The organism is Henriciella pelagia (assembly GCF_002088945.1).
In the GTDB taxonomy this organism is placed as follows: Bacteria; Pseudomonadota; Alphaproteobacteria; order Caulobacterales; family Hyphomonadaceae; genus Henriciella; species Henriciella pelagia.
Map to the genome: position 1 here is coordinate 948,218 of NZ_NCSU01000007.1, position 21,460 is coordinate 969,677.

The window sequence follows — 21,460 nt, forward strand, 5'->3', positions numbered from 1 at the left end:
TCCTTAAATTTTTGTTAATGACAAGCCCGAATTTCTTCGCGGACGCAAAAATATTCAGTTGCCGAGCCTTTTTCGCCGGGCAGGAGAAAACGGGTCAGCTGCGACCCTTGAAGGGCGAGAAGATTCGCCGCTGGGTTGTCCGGGAGCGGCCTTCGGACGGGCGTCTACAAGCTGTCCTTGAGCCGGTAGATCAAGTCCAGCGCTTCCCTTGGCGTCAGATTGTCTGGCTCGATGCCTTCAAGCAGTTTCAAGGCCTCTGGCTTTTCGGGCGCAGCGAAGGGCTCTGCCTCCTCGGCGAAGGCCGCGAAGAGCGGCAGGGCATCGACAGCATCGGGCGTGGATTCGAGTTTCTTCAGAACTTGCTCGGCCCGGCGGACGGCGCGGGCGGGCAGGCCGGCGAGACGCGCGACCTGAACGCCATATGACTTGTCCGCCGGTCCGGGCTGGACGTCATGCAGGAAGACGAGTTCATCCTTCCACTCCTTGGCGCGCAGGCTGAGATTGGCGGCGTGGGCGAGATCTTCGGCGAGGTTTGTCAGCTCGTGATAGTGCGTCGCGAAGAGCGCCCGGCAGGTATTCACATTGTGCAGATGCTCGACAGCGGCCCATGCGATGGCGAGACCGTCATAGGTGGATGTGCCGCGGCCGACCTCATCCAGGATCACGAAACTCTGCGGGGTTGCCTGGCTCAGGATCGCGGCGGTCTCCACCATTTCGACCATGAAGGTCGAGCGCCCGCGCGACAGGTCATCAGAGGCACCAACGCGCGAGAAGACGCGGTCTGCAATGCCAAGCGTCAGGCTGGAGGCGGGCACGAACAGGCCGGCCTGGGCAAGGATGATGGCAAGGCAGGCCTGGCGCAGATAGGTGGACTTGCCCGCCATGTTCGGTCCGGTGACCAGGGCGAGCCGGGGCCCGGTCCTGCCGGACGAGTCCAGGGTGAGGCCATTGGCGGTAAACCCTTCCCCGTCAGCCTTGAGCGAAGCTTCGACGACCGGATGGCGCAATCCTTCAGCATGAAAGACGGGATCATCGGTCAGGGTGGGCCTGACCGCGCCGGTTTCGCCTGCCCATTCGGCCGCTGCCGATGCGAAGTCGACGATGGCAAGCGCGCTGGCGACGGCCGAAATGGAGGAGGAGAGCGCTTCGACGCGCTGGCAGAGGTCCCTATAGAGTTCGAGCTCACGCGTTTTCGCGGCTTCTTCGGCGCGCGAAATCCGACCGGCAAGGTCTGAGAGTTCAGCGGTCGAGAAGCGGATGTTCGAGGCCAGAGTCTGGCGGTGAATGAAGGTTTCGGCGTGCGGGGGCTTCATGAGCGTTTCGCCGGAGCGTGCCGGCACGTCGATGAAATAGCCAAGCACATTGTTGAACTTGATCTTGAGCGCGCCAATGCCCGTTTCTTCGGCGTAGCGCGCCTGCAGCGCGGCAATCACCTTGCGGGAGTCGCGCCGCAGCGATTGCGCCTCGTCCAGGGTTTCGTCCCATCCATCTGCGATGAAGCCGCCATCGCGGGCGAGCGTCGGCAGGTCTTCTCGTAGAGCTTTTGCAAGATCGGCGGCGAGTGTTGAAAGCTCAGCCTGGCGGCCGGGGTCGAGTGCGGCGGCGGCACCGTCAATCAGGCTCGGCAGGCCGGTTTCATGGCTGGTAAGCGCGGAGGAGATGGCCCCGCCAGCGGCGATGGCATCCGCAATGGCCTTCAGGTCTCTTGGCCCGCCGCGATCAAGCCGGATGCGGGTGCGCGCGCGTTCAATGTCGGGAACCGATTTCAGCTGGATCCGCACGTCGGCGCAAAGATCGGTCTCGCTCGCGAAGAAGCCGACGGCGTCATGGTGATCCGAAATTTCGTCCATGTCACAGGAGGGCTGGGCGAGCCTTGCCGCCAGCAGCCGAGCGCCGGGCGCTGTGAGCGTGCGGTCGACGCAGGCAAGCAGGGTTCCGGCGCGGCCGCCATTGATGGCGCTGTCAATTTCGAGGCTGGCGCGGGTTGCCGGGTCGATGGCCAGACGATTGCCGGTATCGCCGCGGCGAGGTGGGTCGAGCCGGATGTCCGCGCCGGCCTGGGTCAGGCTGAGATAATCGAGCAGCAGCCCGGCCGCCGAAAGTTCAGCACGCGTGAATTCGCCAAAGGCATCGAGCGCGGCCACCTTGTAGGTGGCCTTGAGGGCCGCTTCGCCCGACCGGGGGGAGGCGGCGCGTTTGGGACGGCGCGTGACAGGGGCGCGAAAGGCCGAGAGTGCGAGCCGCACGAGCGGGCGGACTTCATCCTCGTCGGTGACGAGGAGCTCGCGCATCGGCAGGGCGGAGAGATGATCGCCAAGCGTTTCGGGCGCGATGGCGCGGATGTCGAAGGCTCCGGTCGAGACATCGCAGGCGGCGATCGCGGCATCGGCGCCGCCGGACGAGAAGGCGATGGCCACAAGGGCCTGCGCCTGGCGGGCTGGCAGGATCGTGTCTTCGGTGATCGTGCCGGGTGTGACAATACGAACCACGTCGCGGTTTACGATCGACTTGGAACCGCGCTTCCTGGCTTCGGCCGGCGTCTCTGTCTGCTCGCAGACGGCGACGCGTTCCCCGGATTTGATCAGGCGGGCGAGATAGGCCTCCGAGGCGTGATAAGGCACGCCGGCCATGGGAATGGGTTTGCCCTCATGTTCGCCACGCGAGGTGAGTGTGATGTCGAGTATCTCTGCAGCGCGCACGGCGTCATCGAAGAAAAGCTCGTAGAAGTCGCCCATGCGGAAAAAGAGCAAGGCATCCGCATGCCTCGACTTGATCTCGAGATACTGCGCCATGAAGGGTGTAGGCGCTTTGGCGGGCTTTGCACTCATATGGCTATCAGGCATGGGCGTGAGTGTAACGGATTCGGACAGGACGTCTTCATTGCAAATAAGCGTCTCTCAGCGGGTTGTCGCCCTCTACGGACCGGCTTAGAGACTGGCAAAACAATAGTCCGCATAAAAGGTCAGTAGACATGACGTCAAAGCGCCCGACATTCACCGACAAGGAAGCGCTCGAGTTTCACAGCCACCCACGGCCCGGCAAGCTGTCGATTGCACCGACAAAGCCGATGGCAACGCAGCGTGATCTCTCGCTCGCTTACAGTCCGGGTGTCGCAGTTCCTGTAAAGGCGATTGCCGAGAACAAGGACCTGGCCTTCGAATACACGTCCAAGGGAAACATGGTCGCCGTCATCTCCAACGGCACGGCGATCCTCGGCCTTGGCAATCTCGGTGCAATGGCGTCGAAGCCGGTGATGGAAGGCAAGTCCGTCCTGTTCAAGCGCTTTGCCGATGTCGATTCCATCGATGTCGAGGTAGAAACGACGGACACCGAAGAGTTCATCACGACGGTCCGCAACATTGGCGAGACCTGGGGCGGTATCAACCTCGAAGACATCGGCTCGCCCGAATGCTTCATCATTGAAAGCCGCCTGCGCGAGGAGCTGGAAGTGCCGGTCTTCCATGATGACCAGCACGGTACGGCGATCATCGCCGCCGCGGGCATCATCAATGCCTGCCACATTACCGGGCGTGAGCTGAAGGACATCAAGGTTGCGGTGTCCGGTGCCGGGGCGGCGGGCCTGTCCTGTGCCGGACTGATCCGCCATCTCGGCGTGAAGGCTGAAAACATACTGATGTGCGACTCCACAGGCGTTGTCTATGAGGGCCGCACCGAGCGCATGGACCAGTTCAAGTCTGCCTATGCGGTGAAGACCGACAAGCGGACCCTGGCAGAGGCCATGGATGGGGCGGATGTGTTCCTCGGCCTTTCGGTCAAAGGCGCTGTCAGCAAGGAAATGGTGGCCAGCATGGCACCAAACCCGATCATCTTTGCCATGGCGAACCCGGATCCGGAAATCCTACCGGAGGATATCAAGCAGGTGCGCGACGATGCGATCATCGCGACCGGCCGCTCCGACTATCCCAACCAAGTCAACAATGTCCTCGGCTTCCCATACATTTTCCGCGGTGCCCTCGATGTGCGCGCGCGCGGCATCAATGAAGAGATGAAGGTGGCCGCGGCCCGCGCCCTGGCTGAGCTTGCCCGCGAGGACGTGCCGGACGAGGTGGCCGCCGCCTATCACGGATCGCGCCCGCAATTCGGCCGGGACTATATCATTCCGACGCCATTCGATCCGCGTCTGATCAGCTTTGTCCCACCCTTCGTCGCGCAGGCGGCCATGGATACCGGCGTCGCCCGCACACCGATCAGGGACATGGACGAGTATCGCCGCATGCTGGCTCGCCGTCTCGACCCGACAGCATCCTTCGTACAGGGCGTGCAGATCGCCGTTCGCGAAAAGCAGCCGCGCATCGTCTTCGCGGAGGGCGAGGAGCCGTCCGTCGTGCGCGCGGCCTATTCGTTCAAGAACCAGGGCCTCGGCATTCCGATCCTGATCGGGCGCGAGGACCAGGTGACGCGCAGCATGCAGCAGATGGGTGTGCCGGAGGGCTCGCTCGAGATCATAAATGCGCGGCTCTCGGACAAGAATCCGGAGTATACCGACTATCTCTATGACCGGTTGAAGCGCCAGGGTTTCCTGCGCCGTGACGCCCAGCGCCTCGTCAACCAGGACCGTAACGTGTTCGGCTCATGCATGCTGAAGTTCGGCGATGCTGATGGCATGATCACCGGCGTCACCCGCAATTATGATGTTGCGCTGAAAGACGTGCAGGCCGTCCTCGACCCGATCCCCGGCAAGCAGGTGATCGGCATGTCCATGGTGATCAACCAGGGCAAGACGATCTTCATTGCCGATACGAGCATCACCGAGCTGCCGGTCGCCGAAGACCTCGTCGGCATTGCGTGCGAAGCGGCAAGCTCCGTGAGGAGCCTCGGCTTCACGCCGCGTGTGGCCTTCGTGTCCTATTCCACTTTTGGCAATCCAATGGGCGAGCGGGCCGAGAAGGTCCGCGAAGCGGTGGCCATGCTCGATGCACGCGATGATATCGACTTCGAATATGAGGGCGATGTTGCGGTGGATGTTGCGATGAACCCCGGCCACAAGCTGCTCTATCCGTTCTCGCGCCTGACCGATGCGGCGAATGTGCTGGTCATGCCGGCCATTCACTCGGCTGCCATTGCGACGAAGCTTCTCACCTCGATGAGCCGCGCAACCGTGATCGGCCCGATCCTGCTCGGCTTTGAGAAGCCGGTCCAGATCGCGTCTCTGGGCGCCACGGTGAACGATATCGTGAACCTTGCGACCTTCGCCGCCTTCGATATCGACAAGCTGGTGCACAATAAGGGTTAGGGGCGAAGGCCCCATCCCGATCTTTGTCAGCGGGGATTTTAGGTCTTCACCGCGTCTTCAAGTGACGGCAGCGGATCGTTCTGCAGGACAGATTCGCGGTCCGGCCTCATCACATTCGCGAAAAAGGACAGGATGATGGCGGGCAAGCCAAGCGCTGCCGCCATGATGAAGAACTGCGAATAGCCCGCATTCGTCGCCAGTTCGACGCTGACATCGTCGCCCATCGCCTGCACCTCTGCCCAGCTGACGCCGCTGAACAGCAGCACCATGACGCCGGATGTCCCCGCGACAAGTTTCGGGCCGAGTGAATAGATCGAGCTGAAGATGGCGTATTGGGTGCCGGCAAAGGCCTTGGCCACCATGGTCGACATGAAGGCGACAAACACGGTGCCGGCATAGCCGCCGGCGATATTGTCAGCCGTAACAGCAATAAAGAGCGGCACGAGCGTTTCGGGTGACTGGTGGACCAGCCAGGCGAAGGTGAGATTGCCGAGCACCGAAACGACGGCGCCGATGATCAGCGACCAGCGCAGGCCGAGCTTTAGCGCCGAGAGACCGGCTAGCGCGACGCCGACAAAGATGATCCACGGACCATAGGTGCCGCTGACAATGCCGATATCGGCCGGGGAATAACCCATCTGCGTATAGGCGGGCTTGGCCATGATGCCCATGACGATGTCGGACAGGCGGTAGGACGAGACGAAGAGCAGGATCAGCAGGGCGACCCAACCATGACGCCAGAAGAAATCGAGGAAGGGGGCGAAAGTCGGGTTGCGCATGACTGGCGCGTCCGCTGTCAGCCTGCGGATGAAGGGGATCGCAATGGCGCAGGCCATTATGGGGGCGGCAGCAATGTAGATCGCCCAGAGCGCGACGTCGCCGCGTTTGACCCTGATGCCCATCGCGTCCAGGGCCGCTGGCAAGGCTGTGCCGATGATGGCTGCGATGACCGCTATGGCGAGATAGGCGCCCACCGCGAAGCCGATGCCTATGAACAGGCTCGATATGGAGAAGTCGGTGCCTTCGACGGGGTTGCGAAGCGCCAGGAGCGAGGCGGCCAGGAAACCGATGCCAGCCAGGGCGGCGACGCCGTAGCTCAGCCATGACAGGGCGTTCAACAGCATGTTCGCGAAGCTGCCCGGCTCTGTAATGCCTGCGAAGGCACCGAAGGCGGAGGCAAAGCCGATGGTCAGGAGAACAACGCCCGCAGCAGCGGCGGCCTGCAGGCCCCATTTGCGGTCCCAGATCGCGAAGACGAACGCGCCGAGCGCCATGGTGAAGGCCATCGCCCAATAGGCAACAGGGAAGCTTGCGACACCGGCGATGACGAGTGCCACACCGCCCGAGATCACCATGCCGACCTTGTAGCCATACTGGTAGGCGGCCGCGAGCGTCGACTGTTCGTCATCATTCGCGGCTGCTTCGATCCGCCAGGCGTCGATGCCGATATCCTGCGTAGCCGAGCTGAAGGCGATGAGGAAGGAGAAGAGGGCGGTGGCCGCGAGGCTGGAAGTCGGATTGGAGAAGCCGAGGCCGACCATGGAGAGAGCGATGCCGATCTGCGCGACGAAGATCCAGGCGCGGCGGCGGCCAAACAGCCGGGTGAGGCCGGGCGGGTTGAACCGGTCCACCAGCGGGGCCCAGATGAATTTGAAGGAATAAGCGAGGCCAAACCAGGAGAAGAAGCCGATCAGGGCTTCGTCGATCTTGCTCTCTTTCAGCCAGACCGACAGCGTCGAGAAATAGAGCAGGAAAGGCAGGCCGGCGGTGAAGCCGAGCACCAGCATCATCGCCATCTTGGGCTGGGCGAAGAGTTTCAGCGTCTCTGCGAAGCTGCGCTGCTGCGGCGCTTCACGGGCGGCGCTGCTCATGCGGCGCCTGACTTGCGGGACGTCCAGTCGGTGGCGAGGCGGCGGAGCGCTTCTGCGTCGAGCGGCTTGGCGGCGACCCCGTCTGCACCGGCAGCGCGTGCGCGGCGTTCAATGTCAGGATTGATCTCGGCGGAGATGGCTATGATTGGCATACTGTGTCCAGCGCTCCTCAGCGTCTTCATCGCTTCATACCCATCCATGATCGGCATCCGCAGATCCATCAGGATGAGGGCGGGCTTCAGACGCGAGGCGATATCGACTGCGTCGCGGCCCGTCGATGCCACACTGACCGAGAATCCGGCCGATTCCAAGGCACGTTGCGCAATCAGCGTGTTGACCGGATTGTCGTCTGCAATGAGGACGCGGCCGGTCGCTGTCTGCGTCTCGGTCTCGTCGGGCGTGGCGCTGCCTTCCATGGCGAGTTGTGCGCGCCGGATCAGCGAGCGATGGCGCAAAGGACGTACCAGCCAGCCGCTTGCGCCCATATCGTGGAACCGGCTGAGCAGGCCCCTGTCTTCGGGGCGTATGACAACGAGGGTCGGCGCGATCCGGACAAGGGCGCGCAGTGAGCGTTCCGGCAGTTTGGCGTCTGCCAGGATGAGGTCCGGCCGGACGCGGCGGGCGTGCAGGGCAGACTCGGTGGCAAGCACGCTCGCCCCGGCAGAGATGAGCGTGCTTGCGGCGGCAAGGCCGGTGCTGGGCGCGAGGCCTGCTAGCGCGACGCGCGCATCGAGATGGGCTTCGGGGTCTGCCGACTGTTCTGCGGCGATCAGGGGGACGCGGACGGCGAATTTCGTGCCGAGGCCGGGCGCGCTTTCGAGGCTGATGCTGCCGCCCATCAGTTCGGCCAGTTTCTTGACGATGGCAAGGCCGAGGCCGACGCCGCCATCCTTCTGGGCGTCGCCCGCCGAGGTCTGCCGGAAGGCGTCGAACAGGGCAGGCTGATCATCCGGCGCGATGCCGGGGCCAGTGTCGATAATGTTGAAGACAAGCTCGTCATCTTCTGCGTCGATATCGACAAGCACGCCGCCAGCTTCGGTGAATTTGAGCGCATTGCCGACAAGGTTGAACAGGATCTGGCGAAGCTTGCCGCCATCCGTCACGACGTCTGTCGGGACATGGCTGCGGGTGCGGACCGCCACGTCGAGACCGGCGCTGTGGGCGCGCGGCGAAAGCAGTTCGGTGACCTCGCGGGCCAGCTCTGTGACGCGGACATTTTCATGCTCGATCTCGCTTGGGGCGCTGTCGAGGCGGGCAAAATCGAGGATGTTGTTCAGAAGGTCGAGGAGGCGCGAACCGGACAGGCGAATGGCTTCGGCATATTCCTTCTGCGCCGGGTCGAGTTCTGTCTCCAGGAGCAGGGAGACCGTGCCGAGAATGCCATTGAGCGGCGTGCGGATTTCGTGGCTGGTGGTCGCCAGAAAGGCCTGCTCGGGCGAGAGTTTGCCGGATGTATCTGTCATGACGCGCACAGGACTAGCCGAAAAGCCTGATGAATCGCTTAATTCTGCGCGTGGATGTTACAGGTTCAGCGCGCGAGGGATGCCGGGCTGGAGATGGGCTGATCGCCGGGAATGCGACGGCGATAGGACAGCGCCTCTGCAAGGTGAACGCGCCTGACGCCGCCTGCGCCATCAAGGTCTGCGATGGTGCGGGCGACTTTCAGGACGCGGTGATAGGCGCGCGCCGACAGGGCGAGCCTGGATGCGGCATCGGACAGGAGGGCGCTGGCGCGCTCGTCGGGCGATGCAATCTCCGAAATCTGGCTGGCGGGGGCGTCCGCATTGACCGGCCGGCGGCCTTCCCCCGCATGTGAATAGCGGGCAGTCTGGATGTCCCGGGCCGTACGGACGCGGGCGGCCGCCTCGGATGTGCCTTCCGATGGCGCGGGCAGGGCGAGGTCCATGGCGGTAACGGGCGGGGTATCGAAGAAGAGGTCGATGCGATCGAAGAAGGGGCCGGAAATGCGTGACTGATAGGACTGCGCGCAGGTTGGGCCCCGCTTGCAGGCGCCGTCGCCAGGACCGCCGCCGCAGCGGCAGGGGTTCATCGCCGCAATGAGCTGGAACCGGGCCGGATAGCGCACATGGCGATTGGCCCGTGAAATGACGACTGAGCCGTCTTCCAGGGGCTGGCGAAGACTGTCGAGAACCTGCGCCGGGAATTCCGGGAGTTCATCAAGGAAGAGCACGCCGTGATGGGCAAGCGAGACTTCGCCCGGTCGGGCCTTGATACCGCCGCCGACAAGCGCGGCCATGGAGGCCGAATGATGCGGGGCGCGAAAGGGGCGCTGGCGGGACAGCTGCCCGCGCTCGAGCAGGCCGGCCACTGACTGGATCTGCGAAACTTCGAGCAGTTCGCTTGCCGAAAGTGGGGGGAGCAGGCCGGGAAGCCGCTGGGCCAGCATGGATTTTCCTGAGCCGGGTGGCCCGCAGAAGAGGAGGTTGTGGCCGCCCGCAGCCGCGATTTCGAGAACGCGCTTTGCGCCCTCCTGGCCCTTGACGTCGGCAAGGTCCGGCACGGCTGCGGGTTGCGCAAGCTCTCCTGCGATGGGCGGGACAAGGCTGGCCCGGCCGGCAAAGTGGTTGATCATGGAAATGAGGCTCGGCGCGGCGAGTGCGCCTTCGCCTGCCCACGCCGCTTCAGGCCCGCAGGCTTCAGGACAGATCAGGCGCAGATCCATCGCTATGGCAGCCATCGCAGCGGGCAGGACGCCGAGTGTCTGGCCCAGGGCGCCGTCCAGTGAAAGTTCCCCAATGGCGGCGTGACCGTCGAGCGAATCCGGTGCGATCACGCCCATGGCGGCGAGCACGCCGAGCGCAATGGCGAGGTCATAATGGCTGCCTTCCTTGGGCAGGTCGGCTGGTGCGAGATTGACGGTGATGCGCTTGGGCGGCAGGGCGAGCCCGATGGCAGAGAAGGCGGCGCGCACACGTTCCCGGCTTTCGCCAACTGCCTTGTCAGGCAGGCCGACAATGGTGAAGAAGGGATTTCCGGACGTGATCTGCACCTGCACATCGACCGGCTTTGCCTCAATCCCTTCGAATGCAAATGTCGTGATCCGGCAAACCATGTCCGTGCGCCCCGCTGCTTGGAAATGCCTAGCACAGGGCGCGGAACAAATAAAGAACGAATTTTATCTCAGGGTGAGAGGCAATTACGGACGGCCAGTCTGCCAGATGGTCCGGATCAGGTTCCGGTGCTCGTCCTGCATGGTGAGGATGACCAGATCGTGCCGGTGGATGAGCCGGCCCCCTCGGGGCCGCTCTCGACGACAAGCCTAGTCGAGACGGATGATGTCGTCGTCCGGTTCGGCTTCCGGCGCGGGTGTTTCCGAAGCCGGTGTCTGGATTTCCGGAATATCGGACAGACGGTTCTCGTTGATGGTGCCTTCGGGAAGACGGATACCGTCCTGCGGCGCGCTGGAGTCCGGAATACGCAGGTTGAACCCGCCGCTTGAATCTGAGGTCGTGGTCGAGTCAGAGCCCGGATAACGTAGATTGAACTCGGACGCAGCCGGAGCGCTGGCCGTCTCAGCCGATACGTTAGAGGCGCCTTCGGTCTCTGCTGGAGCCTTTTCCGAACAGGCAACACCGGTAAAGCCCAGGGCGACGATGGATGCGAATGCGGCAGCTTTCATGTTCATGACCTCAGTTTGGGGCGCAGATCAGGTCTTGGCAACCATATCCTGCACACAATCCCAGAAGATGGCCGCTGCGTCGATTCCTGTAAAGCGCTTGAGTTCCTGAATGCCGGTCGGGGAGGTCACGTTCACCTCCGTCAGCTTGTCGCCGATGACATCAATGCCGACGAATATCTGGCCACGGCGCTTCAGTTCCGGCCCGATCGCGTTGCAGATCTTCAGATCGGTCTCGGTAAGTTCGACCGGTTCAGCGGTGCCGCCGACATGCAGGTTTGAGCGCGTCTCGCCCTCTTTCGGGCGGCGGTTGATGGCACCGACCGCCTTGCCGTCGACAAGGATGATGCGCTTGTCACCATTCGAGACAGCCTTGAGGAAGGCCTGTGCGATGAGGGGTTCGCGGGTGCGCTCGAGGAACATTTCCATCAGCGAGGAGAAATTGCTGTCGTCTTCCTTCATGCGGAACACGCCGGCGCCGCCATTGCCGTAGAGCGGCTTGATGATGATGTCCCTGTGGCGGGCGCGAAAGTCGAGAATGGATTTGAGATCGCGTGAGATCAGCGTGTCGGGAATGATTTCCGGGAAGAGCAGCGGGAAGAGCTTTTCCGGGCCTGAGCGGACGAATTCCGGATCATTGAGCACCAGCGTCTGGCCCTTCAGCAGCTCAAGGATGTGGCAGGCCGTGATGTAGGCCATGTCGAAGGGCGGGTCCTGGCGCATCAGGACGACGTCAATATCGTCAGCGAGGTCGAGCAGGGTTTCCTCGCCGGTGATGCCGGGCTGGTCTGCGATACGCTGGAAGGTGACGGGGCGGGCGCGGGCGGTGACGCGGCCCGTGTCGAAGGAGAGGTGGCGCGGCTCGTAGATCCACAGCTTGTGACCGCGCGCCTGGGCCACTTCGGCCAGCGCGAACGTGGTGTCGGCATCGATGTTGACCGTCGAGAGCGGGTCCATCTGGATCGCGATACGCAGGCTCATAAGGGCTCCCTCAGCAATTGCTGCTGCTATATGAGGGCGATTGCGCGGCTTGATAAGTGTCGTGGCCGATCAATCCGCTCCGGGGCATGCAAAAAGCCCCTCCCGCGAAGACGGAAGGGGCCAAGCGTACGTGTTGAACCGGGGCTTATTCCGGCAGGATCACGCTATCGATGACGTGGATGACGCCATTCGAGGCCTTCACGTCGGCGCTGATGACCGCCGCGCCTTCAACTGTCACGGCACCGTCGCTGTCTTTGGTGATGGTGATGGTGTCGCCGGACAGGGTTTCGACTTCGCTCGTGCCCTCAGCGATGTCGCCGGCCTTGATCTTGCCGGATACGACATGAAGCTTGAGGATGTCCTGAAGCTGATCCTGGTTCTCGTCCATGAGCAGCGTGTCGAGCGTGCCGTCAGGCAGGGCGGCGAAAGCGTCATTGGTCGGGGCGAAGACGGTGAACGGGCCGTCGCCTTTAAGGGCTTCGACAAGTTCGGCTTCGGTGACGGCGGTGACCAGCGTCGAGAAGGTGTCATCGGACGCTGCCGTGTCGACGATGTCTTTCTTGTCCGCTTTCTCCATATGGTGCTCGGCATGGGCGAGGCTGGCGCCGCCAGCGAAGAGGGCGGTGACGGCAACTGCTGTAAAGAGGGATTTCATGAAGGGTCTCCATTTGGGTGATTGATAGCCTCAATACGGCGGAGGAGTGATGCTGGATCATTAAAAAATAAATAAAAACAATGATCTAGTGGATTGGATGGACCCGTGCTTGTACAAGGCCATACGATCCGGGTTAGAAGATAGATCACTTGCTCGCAGATTCGTGAAAGGTGCCGCTCATGCGTCGACTTCTCATCCTACCGCTCGCGCTCGGCCTGATCGCTTCCTGCGAGACAGACAAGGCGAAGGAAACGGCACCGGGGCCTGCCGAGAGTGAGGCGAGCGCCGGTGCAGACATGGCGGAGAGTGCGAGCGTGGAAGCGATGAAGATTACCGGGTCGCTCTCCTATCGCCAGCGCATCGCGCTGCCACCAGATGCCGAGGCTAGCATTCTCGTTTATGAGGAAGGCCCGGCCGACATCGCCCGCGAGGAGATCGCGAAAGAAACCTTCGCGCTGAACGGCCGGCAGGTGCCGATCCCGTTTCAGGTGGTTGTACCAGCGGATATCGAGCTGGAGCGCGACCGCCTGTCGCTTCGCGCGCAGATCCATGATGGGGCGGGTGCGCTGATCTGGACGAGCGATACGGCGAACATTTTCGACCGCATCGAGGGCCTCTACGAAGCGGGCAATGTCAATCTCGTGCCGACAAAGGCAACAGCGGTTTCCATGGACGAGCTGACCGCGCATGAGTGGATGGCAGCGACGCTGAATGGCGAGCCCCTGTTCCAGAGTTCGCAGATCACGTTGAACTTCGAAGATGACGGCCGGGTGAGCGGATCGTCATCGTGCAATTCCTATACGGGCAGCTTCAAGCTGAATGCCGGACGGCTGACCTTCGGACCGCTCGCCATGACGCGCCGGGCCTGTTTCCCTCAGGCGGTGATGGACCAGGAGCAGGATTTTGTCGAGGTGATGGGCGACAATCCACACGTCTCGCTCGACGAGAATGGCCTGCTGACGCTGACCGGCGAAGACGGACGAAGCCTGACGGCGCGCTAGCTGCCGGAGCCGCCGAGCAGCTCGCTGTCGCTGTTGCTACTGGAGGCGTTGAACTGCGCCGGTGTTGGGCGCACCTTCACATAGGAGACGACGCGGTCGACACCGCCGACGACGCTCGCGCGTTCGGCGGCCTCTTTCAGTTCCGCATTGGTCTGGGCGATCCCCATCAGATAGACCACGCCATTATAGGTCTCGATATTGTAATTGATGCTTTTCACGTTCTTGGCGGCAATGAGCGAGGCGCGGACGCGGGCCGTGATGAGTTCGTCGGATGCGTTGGCGAAAAAGCCGCCCGGCTGTTCGATGACAATCTCATTGGCGACATCGCGTGTGCGGGTGGCTGTCCAGGCAATGTCCTCTGCGCGAACACGATGTTCTGGCGTCGCAACGCGTCCGGACAGCAGGACGAGACCTTGCACAACTTCGACATCGACTTCACCAAAGCCGCTTTCATTCAGCAGCATGGCCTTGATCTGGTTGGATACGGTGGAGTCGTCGACCGCTTCACCGAGCGAGCGCTCCTGAACGGAAGCGACGCCGACAGCCCCAGCGGTTCCGATGACCGCAGCAGCACAGCCTGAAACGAGGATTGGCGCTGTCAGGGCGAGCGCCATAAGCGGTGATCTGATCATGGCTCAAATCTCTTTCGTTCAAAATCCGATTATGCACCTAGGTGCCGGATGGGGCAAAATCTGGGCGCCAATGATTACGCAAATGTATTGGGGCGCTGTGTGGCAAAATCATCACGAGGTCAAACCGCCAGTCGAGGTTTTCGCAATCGCGTCGCTGGCCGACCCAGCTCTGCGCCGCGCGGTTGATACGCCGCCAGTTCGCTTCGGGGACAGCGGTTTCGGCGGCCGTGCGCGATTGGCGGGCCTTGACCTCGATGAAGGCAATGATGCTGCCGCGGCGCGCGATGAGATCAATCTCGCCGACGGGCAGGCGCACGCGCCGGGCGAGGATGCGGTAGCCCTTGAGGCGGAGCCAGAGCGCGGCAAGCGTTTCGGCGCGCCGTCCCCGGCGCTCTGCGGCCTGTTTCGCGCCCTCAGCCATTGTCTTTCAGGGCCAGGGCGCGCTGATAGGCATCGCGCTTCGAAATGCCGAAGGCTTCGGCGACGTCATTGGCGGCGCGCTTCATCGGCGCTTCAGCCATGGCCTTGAGGAGCGCGGCGTCGATGTCGGCTTCATCAGGGGCAGCTTCGAGCGGCGGGCCGATGAGGATGACAATCTCACCCTTCGGCGGGCCATTCTGTTCATAGTGGGCGGCGAGCTCCGCCAGCGTGCCGTGGCGGGTTTCCTCAAAGAATTTGGTCAGCTCGCGGGCGATGGCGGCGCGCCGGCCTCCCCCCAGCGTTTCGGCCAGATCGGCAAGGCAGGCAGCAAGGCGCGAGCCGCCCTCATAGAAGACAAGCGTTGCCTCGACCGGTTTCAACGCCTCGGCCTCGCGTTTGCGCTGTCCGGACTTTGCCGGCAGGAAGCCGCAGAACATGAAACGGTCGCTGGGCAGGCCGGAGGTGACAAGACCGGCGAGCAGCGCCGAAGCGCCCGGCACGGGAATGACCCTGATCCCACGCTCGACGGCTTCGTGAACCAGCTTCCAGCCAGGGTCAGAAACGAGCGGCGTGCCGGCATCAGAGATGAGGGCGATGGTCGCGCCGTCTTCAAGCTTCGCGAGAATATCCGGGCGGCGCTCTGCCCCATTATGGTCATGGTAGGCGCTCAGTTTTGCGCGAATGCCGTGAGCATCTAGCAGCTTGCGGGCAACGCGGGTGTCTTCTGCAAGAATTTCATCCGCGCCTGCCAGCGTATCGAGGGCCCGCAGGGTGATGTCGCGCAGATTGCCGATGGGGGTTGAGACGACATGAAGACCGGGCTCAAGACGGGTTTTGCCGTGTTGCGCGGGAACGGTCTCAGCACTAGGCTCGCCGTCGGGGCGACTCGCGGCCGGAACGGAAGGATCTTTGGATGACATCTTGGGCACCATCGCGCTTTGCAGGCCTCGCGCCAAGCCTTGTTCTTGCAGCTTTTCTCGCGCTGGCCGGGTGTGCCACCGGACCGAGCCAGCCGCCAGCCCCGATTTCCAGCGGCAAGCCGCGCGTCGATCCTGATCCGCGTACAGGCCAGGCGGGAGACGACCGGCCGGGCGACATTCACGGGACCGGCATTGAGGCGGATGTGAATGGCATGCCCCTGCCACAGCCGGGCAAGTTCACGCCGGAATATCTTGAAGGGCGCGATATCATGCGCGCTGCCGTGCTGCTGCCGTTCTCGCACCCGAACGCGAATGTCCGCGCCGAAGCCGAGGGCATGCTGGCGGGCATTGAAATGGCATTATTCGACCATGCCAGTGAGGATTTCGTCCTTCTGCCAAAGGACACGGCGGGCTCTCAGAGCGTGGCCACCGAAGCGGCCGAGCAGGCGCAGCGTGAGGGAGCCGAGTTCTTCCTCGGCCCGCTCTTTGGTGCAAACATTGCCGCGCTGAACGGCAACCGCCTGTTCGCAGGCATGCCGATTATCGGATTTTCCAATGACCGGACGGTTGCAGGCGGTTCGACCTGGCTCGCCTCGATCACGCCGGAAGAGGAAGTGAAGGCGCTGGTCGACCATGCCGTTGCCAATGGTATTCGACAGTTCGCCTATTTCGGCCCGCAAAGCGATCTTGGAACGCGCATCCAGGCGGCCCTGCAATTCCAGGCTCAGCAGGCCGGGGGTATTGTCATCTCGACAGGCTTTTACCCTGCCGGTGAGGGATCTCCGACGAGTGAGGCGCAGTATCTCGCCCGGTCCATCAACCAGGCTGAGGCGCGGGGCCGTGTGGCGGTCCTGATCCCTGAACGCGGGACGCAATTGCGCCGGGTTGCGCCCCTGCTGGCCTATTATGGCGTCAATCGCAGCGTGAAGCTGATGGGGCTCAGCAACTGGAACGATCCGGGCATCTGGCGGGAGCCGTCGCTGGCCGGTAGCTGGTTCGTCGCGCCGCCGCAGGCTGACCTGCAGGCCTTCGAGTCGCGCTATCGCCGGATCTATGGTCAGGCGCCGAGTTCTCTTGCATCGCAGGCCTATGATGCAGCCGCGCTGGTCATGCAGCTGGCCAAGGATGGTGAGCTTGAGCGCGAGGAAATGACCCAGCAGGACGGGTTCTACGGTCTCAACGGTCTGTTCCGGTTTGCCCCGGACGGCACGACGCAGCGCAAGATGGCGATCTTCGAGGTCCAGCCCGGCGGTGCGGTGGAAATCCAGCCAGCCGGCAACAGCTTTGCGCCGGATATCGGCTAGGGCAAATTAGTCGTCCTTGCGGGCGGCAGGTTCCGGCAGGCCGAGCAGGCGGCGCGCCGCGCGCCTGTGTTTCTCCTTGACCTGTGAGCCGACAATGCCGAGTGCCGTGGCAAGCACCGTCGCATCGTCGGTAAAGCCGAGACCGGCGATTACGTCCGGCATCGCATCTGTCGGTACGATGAAATAGCCAAGCGCGGCAAACAGGACAGCCTTGGCCTTGCGCGGGGTCTTCGGGTCCATTGCGGCGTAGTAGGCGGCAGCAAGGTCATCGGCGAACGGGATGCGCCCAGCGACGCGGAAAAGCTTGGTGACGAAGTTGCGTTTTGTCCGCCTGCGGTCGCGGTCGAGATTGACAGGCAGGCGTGTGGGCTGAGACTCGCCGTTTTCTATAATAATTTCCGTCGGGTTACGCATTGGCGGGCTGCTCCTCAACCTATAGATCGCTTGCATCAGTCAAACCTTCAAGGGAGCCACAGCACCGTGAAACTCAGCTCAGACATCAGCGCCGTCATTACCGGTGGCGCATCCGGCCTAGGCGCCGCAACTGCCCGCCGGCTTGCCGAACAAGGCGTCAAGGTCGCGATCTTCGACCTCAATGACGAGAAGGGCGAAGCCATCGCCAAGGAACTCGGCGGCGTGTTCTGCAATGTGAACGTCACCGATGAAGCCTCCGTGGATGCCGGCTTCGCCAAGGCCCGCGCAGCGGTCGGGCAGGAGCGTATCCTCGTCAACTGCGCCGGGACCGGCAATGCCATCAAGACCGCTTCGCGCGACAAGCAGAGCGGCGAGATCAAACACTTCCCGCTCGACAAGTTTGACCTGATTATTCAGATCAACCTGGTCGGCACGTTCCGTTGTATTGCCAAGTCGGCCGCCGGTATGATGACGCTTGACCCGATTGATGGCGAGCGCGGCGCGATCGTGAACACCGCTTCTGTTGCCGCAGAGGATGGCCAGATGGGCCAGGCGGCCTATTCGGCCTCCAAGGGCGGCGTCGTCGGCATGACGCTGCCGATTGCCCGCGACCTCTCGCGTGAGCTGATCCGCGTCAATACGATCCTGCCGGGTATCTTCAATACGCCGCTGATGCAGGGCGCGCCGGACAATGTGAAACAGGCGCTGGCGGCATCGGTGCCGAACCCGGCCCGTCTCGGCAATCCGGAGGAATATGCCTCTCTCGCCGAGCAGATGATCACCAATGGCTACTTCAACGGCGAGGACGTTCGCCTCGACGGTGCCATCCGGATGGCGCCGCGCTAAGGCAACGGCCTGTCCAACACATCAAAGCCCGCCCCGGAATGCCGGAGGCGGGCTTTTTATATGCGTGCCGGGTCAGGCTGCAGGGCGAAGGATGGTCGGGCCGAGATTGGCCATGACGTCGCTGGCATCGAAATAGGCCGGATCGTCGGGCTTTGGGCCGTTGCCCATGAGGATCTCTGCCGATGCTTCAAAGCGTGTCACTTCGCGGTACTCGCTCGGGGCACCCCAGAAGGGGTCATAATAGCCCCAGCGGTCCCAGTAATGCGGGTAGCCGATGCGGCGTCCGCGTGGGCCATAAAAGCGATAATAGGGACTGAAGTGGCTATAATAGGGGGCGTATGAACCGCCGACTGGCACAAAGCTGGTATCGGCGTCCGTGGCGCGGCGGACCATGTGAAAATGGTCATAGCCGCTCTGCACCGTCAGCTCCGCCGCGCGGTAGAGAAGATAGGTCTCGACGGTCTGGCGATCCGTCAGGCTGTTGCCGGAAAAGCTGACAATGAAGCGGTTCTGCTCAATCCGCTGGTTCGAATAGCCGCGATCGTTCGGTGAAGCGGCCTGGTAAGGGGTTGCGGTCGCGCAGGCACCCAGGAGGGCGACACCGGCAATCGCAGGAATGAAAGTCTTGATCATCTTGATACATTGACCCTGATTGTTTGCTTCACATTATACCAGTGCAAGCTGAACGCCAGACAACACTGAACGCTCCGTCAGTAGTCCGTAATGTTGGATTGCCGGGTCTCGCAGCCAATAGACCAGGTGCGTTTTCCCTGACCGGATCGCTGGAAAAAAGCCCACAGCGCGGTGGCTGCGGGCTTCATCATGGTTAGCGCGGAGGCTGCGTTCAGGCTGGGCTGTGGCCAAGCACGGCTTTCACTTCGAGGAATTCCTCGAAGCCGAAATCACCCCATTCGCGGCCAATGCCGGACTGCTTGTAGCCACCAAACGGTGCGCTCAGGTCGCCGCCGGCGCCATTGATGTGGATGTTACCGGCGCGGATCTTGTTGGCGACCTCGCGGGCATGGTTGATGTCCGACGACTGGACGTAGCCGGACAGGCCGTAGACCGTGTCATTGGCGATCCTGATCGCGTCTTCTTCAGTGTCATAGGGCAGGATGCAGAGCACCGGACCGAAGATTTCCTCGCGGGCGATTGTCATGTCATTGGTGACGTTTGCGAAAACGGTCGGCTTGGTGAAATAGCCCTTGTTGAAGCCTTCCGGACGGCCCGTGCCGCCGGTCACCAGCGTGGCACCTTCGTCGATGCCCTTCTGGATCAGGTCCTGCACCTTGTTCCACTGATTGCCGTTCGAGATCGGGCCCATCGCGCCTTTCGGGGCGTCTGCGCCGGCGCCGACCTTGACGGATTCCGCGGTCGCCTTGGCAATCGCGATGGCTTCATCCTGCTGGTCGCGCTGGACGAGCATGCGGGACGGGGCGTTACAGGACTGGCCAGTATTGTTCATCATGTGCATGACGCCGCCAGCAACCGCCTTGTTGAGATCGGCATCTGGCAGGACGATGTTTGGCGACTTGCCGCCGAGCTCCAGCGCGACGCGTTTCACGGTTGGCGCAGCAGCCTGCGAGACGAGCGAGCCTGCGCGGGTGGAGCCGGTGAAACTCATCATGTCGATGCCAGGATGCTGGGACATGTAGGCGCCGACGCCCGGGCCGTCGCCATTGACGAGGTTGAACACGCCCGGAGGCACGCCCGCATCATGGAAGATCTCGGCGACGATCATCGCGTCGAGCGGTGCGATTTCGGACGGCTTCAGCACCATGGTGCAGCCTGTCGCAATGGCCGGAGCAACCTTGCAGGCGATCTGGTTCTGCGGCCAGTTCCAAGGCGTGATGAAACCGCAGACGCCGATCGGCTCCTTGCGGATCAGCGTCTTGCCGCGCTGCTCTTCGAACTGATACTCGCGGAGGATCTTGGCTGCGGTCATGTAGTGACCCATGCCGGCGGGAACCTGCGCTGCCTGGGCGAGCCACATCGGCGCGCCCATTTCGTCGGAGATGGCCTTGGCCATGTCGCTGGCACGTTCCTGAATGCCGGCGGCAATCTTTTCCAGAAGTTCGGCGCGATACTCGATAGAGGTCTGCGAGAAGGATTCGAAGGCCGCTTGAGCCGCCTCAACGGCCTTGTCGACATCTGCATGCGAGCCGAGGGAAATGCGGGCGAAAGGCTCTTCAGTGGCCGGGTTTTCGACTTCGAGCGTGCGCGGCTCGACCGGGTCGACCCATTCGCCATTGATATAGAATTTGAGATAGTCCTGCATGTTCGGTCCTCCGCAGTGTCTTTGATGTCGCTGGTGGGTATCTAAGCGCGCGGCGGCACAATTGAAAGCGCTGACGCCCCGTTATGCCGCGTGAAAACGCGTTAACAGGGCGCCAGATGTCAGGCCAGTGGCTATTCGGCATCCAGTCCGAGTGCAGTCTCGACGGTGGCCCAGTCGACAATCTTGAAGTTCTGGTCGACTTCCGGATCGGGATTGGCGTCGTCCTGAACGATGAGGACGCCGCGCGGGAAGCCCGGCAGCGGCGCTGAATTCACATCGAGACCATCCGTGTGGCTGACAGCATCGACGCTGCCATCGGCATTTGCCGTGATGGTGATGATGCCGCGCGGGGCGTGCGGGGCTTTGAGGTCATAGACAACGAAGCGGTTGGCCGCCTGCGCGGAGACCACGAGATAGCCCTCGCCATTCTCGCCTTCCCAGATGTCCATGCCTTCCACGTCTGCAACGAGGCCGTTGGCGGTGGCAATCGTGTCGACGCTGACGGGCGCGGCGTTGAGGTCATTGAGGTCAAGCTTCCAGACGCCGTGTTCTTCCTCGCCGACGAAGATCTGGCCATTGGTCTCGTCAAAGACGCAGCCTTCAAGCTGCAGCTGGCCGAACTGGCCGACCTGAATTTCTGTGACGAGTTCCGGCTGAAGCGTGCTGAGCGCGCCGGTATCGAGGGTCCAGACTTGTGCCTTGCCGTCCTTGTAGGTCGGCATGGCGTAATAGGTGGTGCCGACGAGGCCGGAGCAGATGCCGTATGGCTCGTCCTTGCTGGTTGGCGTGTCGCCGATATGGGCAACCGCGCCTGTCGCCGCATCGATGCTGAACCAGCTGATCGAATCGGTCTCGTCATTCGAGGCGACGGCGATGTTGCCGCGAACGTCGACATTGTTCAGCGCGCCCGTGTCGAGAAACTGGGTTTCTGCGCCGGTGAGGTCGTAGACGTGGAGGCCTTCATCCTTGTTGGTGCCGAGGATCACGCTCTTTGACGCGTCACCGGCATGGACCCAGATCGCCGGGTCGTCGGCGCGGTCGCCCACGCCGGTCATCGGATCGGTTTCGAAGCTTGCCGCGACGGGCAGGGCCGGGATGCCGTCATCAATCCAGACGTCGTCAGTCTCACAGGCCGTGAGCGCGAAGGTGGATACGGCAGCGAGGGCCAGGGCTGGAAATTTCATGCGGGACAATCCTGTCTTGAAGGTCATGCGGGCCGGATACGATGAACGCACCGGCCCGCGCAA

General features: G+C 62.6%; 18 protein-coding genes. 4 read left to right on the forward strand and 14 right to left on the reverse strand.

Annotated features, from left to right (window positions below; translation table 11 throughout):
- Nucleotides 1-164 precede the first annotated feature (164 nt).
- Nucleotides 165-2,843 (reverse strand): DNA mismatch repair protein MutS, encoded by a 2,679-nt coding sequence (gene mutS, locus B8746_RS07425; RefSeq protein WP_416171789.1) that lies wholly within the window; start codon nt 2,841-2,843, stop codon nt 165-167.
- 128 nt (nt 2,844-2,971) lie between these two features.
- Between mutS and B8746_RS07430 the strand changes: the two genes are divergently transcribed.
- On the forward strand, nt 2,972-5,254 hold the full coding sequence (locus tag B8746_RS07430) for an NADP-dependent malic enzyme (RefSeq protein ID WP_084392986.1): 2,283 nt from the start codon (nt 2,972-2,974) through the stop codon (nt 5,252-5,254).
- 38 nt (nt 5,255-5,292) lie between these two features.
- Here B8746_RS07430 and B8746_RS07435 read toward each other — a convergent pair whose 3' ends face one another.
- From B8746_RS07435 to B8746_RS07460, 6 genes are all read right to left on the reverse strand, one after another.
- Complete coding sequence (locus B8746_RS07435) at nt 5,293-7,125, reverse strand: AmpG family muropeptide MFS transporter (protein ID WP_084392987.1); 1,833 nt, start codon at nt 7,123-7,125, stop codon at nt 5,293-5,295.
- A complete protein-coding gene (locus B8746_RS07440) occupies nt 7,122-8,588 on the reverse strand; it encodes an ATP-binding protein (protein WP_084392988.1) in 1,467 nt (488 codons plus the stop codon). Before B8746_RS07440 ends, B8746_RS07435 begins: the two co-directional genes overlap by 4 nt.
- Before the next feature lie 65 nt (nt 8,589-8,653).
- Nucleotides 8,654-10,198 carry a YifB family Mg chelatase-like AAA ATPase gene (locus B8746_RS07445; protein ID WP_084392989.1) on the reverse strand — a complete coding sequence of 515 codons (1,545 nt, stop codon included), beginning with the start codon at nt 10,196-10,198 and terminating at the stop codon, nt 8,654-8,656.
- Between the two features lie 207 nt (nt 10,199-10,405).
- Entirely contained in the window at nt 10,406-10,765 is a 360-nt protein-coding gene (locus B8746_RS07450; protein WP_143434549.1) for a hypothetical protein, read from the reverse strand.
- Between the two features lie 27 nt (nt 10,766-10,792).
- Entirely contained in the window at nt 10,793-11,743 is a 951-nt protein-coding gene (gene gshB / locus B8746_RS07455) for a glutathione synthase (RefSeq protein ID WP_095380838.1), read from the reverse strand.
- A gap of 145 nt (nt 11,744-11,888) precedes the next feature.
- Nucleotides 11,889-12,398 carry a fasciclin domain-containing protein gene (locus tag B8746_RS07460; RefSeq protein WP_084392991.1) on the reverse strand — a complete coding sequence of 170 codons (510 nt, stop codon included), beginning with the start codon at nt 12,396-12,398 and terminating at the stop codon, nt 11,889-11,891.
- 179 nt (nt 12,399-12,577) lie between these two features.
- Between B8746_RS07460 and B8746_RS07465 the strand changes: the two genes are divergently transcribed.
- Nucleotides 12,578-13,399 carry an META domain-containing protein gene (locus B8746_RS07465; RefSeq protein ID WP_084392992.1) on the forward strand — a complete coding sequence of 274 codons (822 nt, stop codon included), beginning with the start codon at nt 12,578-12,580 and terminating at the stop codon, nt 13,397-13,399.
- On the opposite strand, the gene B8746_RS07470 is transcribed toward B8746_RS07465, so the two are convergent.
- From B8746_RS07470 to rsmI, 3 genes are read right to left on the reverse strand one after another with little or no spacing between them, the layout of a single operon-like run.
- Nucleotides 13,396-14,031 (reverse strand): BON domain-containing protein, encoded by a 636-nt coding sequence (locus tag B8746_RS07470; protein ID WP_084392993.1) that lies wholly within the window; start codon nt 14,029-14,031, stop codon nt 13,396-13,398. The two genes, B8746_RS07465 and B8746_RS07470, sit on opposite strands and share 4 nt — an antisense overlap.
- 37 nt (nt 14,032-14,068) lie before the next feature.
- Nucleotides 14,069-14,452, reverse strand: coding sequence for a YraN family protein (locus tag B8746_RS07475; RefSeq protein WP_084392994.1), 384 nt, complete (start codon nt 14,450-14,452; stop codon nt 14,069-14,071).
- Nucleotides 14,445-15,371: a 16S rRNA (cytidine(1402)-2'-O)-methyltransferase gene (gene rsmI, locus B8746_RS07480; RefSeq protein WP_084392995.1), complete on the reverse strand. Its 927-nt coding sequence runs from the start codon at nt 15,369-15,371 to the stop codon at nt 14,445-14,447. Before rsmI ends, B8746_RS07475 begins: the two co-directional genes overlap by 8 nt.
- On the opposite strand from rsmI, the gene B8746_RS07485 reads away from it, so the two are divergent.
- On the forward strand, nt 15,365-16,675 hold the full coding sequence (locus B8746_RS07485; RefSeq protein ID WP_084392996.1) for a penicillin-binding protein activator: 1,311 nt from the start codon (nt 15,365-15,367) through the stop codon (nt 16,673-16,675). The two genes, rsmI and B8746_RS07485, sit on opposite strands and share 7 nt — an antisense overlap.
- Nucleotides 16,676-16,681: 6 nt before the next feature.
- Here the strand turns inward: B8746_RS07485 and B8746_RS07490 are convergent, their stop codons facing one another.
- The gene (locus B8746_RS07490; protein ID WP_084392997.1) at nt 16,682-17,089 is read right to left on the reverse strand and encodes a YkvA family protein; all 408 of its coding nucleotides are present in this window, start codon (nt 17,087-17,089) and stop codon (nt 16,682-16,684) included.
- A gap of 66 nt (nt 17,090-17,155) precedes the next feature.
- On the opposite strand from B8746_RS07490, the gene B8746_RS07495 reads away from it, so the two are divergent.
- Nucleotides 17,156-17,935, forward strand: coding sequence for an SDR family NAD(P)-dependent oxidoreductase (locus tag B8746_RS07495; RefSeq protein ID WP_084392998.1), 780 nt, complete (start codon nt 17,156-17,158; stop codon nt 17,933-17,935).
- Between the two features lie 72 nt (nt 17,936-18,007).
- On the opposite strand, the gene B8746_RS07500 is transcribed toward B8746_RS07495, so the two are convergent.
- From B8746_RS07500 to B8746_RS07510, 3 genes are all read right to left on the reverse strand, one after another.
- The gene (locus B8746_RS07500) at nt 18,008-18,568 is read right to left on the reverse strand and encodes a CC0125/CC1285 family lipoprotein (RefSeq protein WP_084392999.1); all 561 of its coding nucleotides are present in this window, start codon (nt 18,566-18,568) and stop codon (nt 18,008-18,010) included.
- Nucleotides 18,569-18,779: 211 nt separating this feature from the next.
- The gene (locus B8746_RS07505; protein WP_084393000.1) at nt 18,780-20,213 is read right to left on the reverse strand and encodes an aldehyde dehydrogenase family protein; all 1,434 of its coding nucleotides are present in this window, start codon (nt 20,211-20,213) and stop codon (nt 18,780-18,782) included.
- Between the two features lie 131 nt (nt 20,214-20,344).
- On the reverse strand, nt 20,345-21,397 hold the full coding sequence (locus tag B8746_RS07510; protein WP_084393001.1) for a phytase: 1,053 nt from the start codon (nt 21,395-21,397) through the stop codon (nt 20,345-20,347).
- Nucleotides 21,398-21,460: the final 63 nt, after the last annotated feature.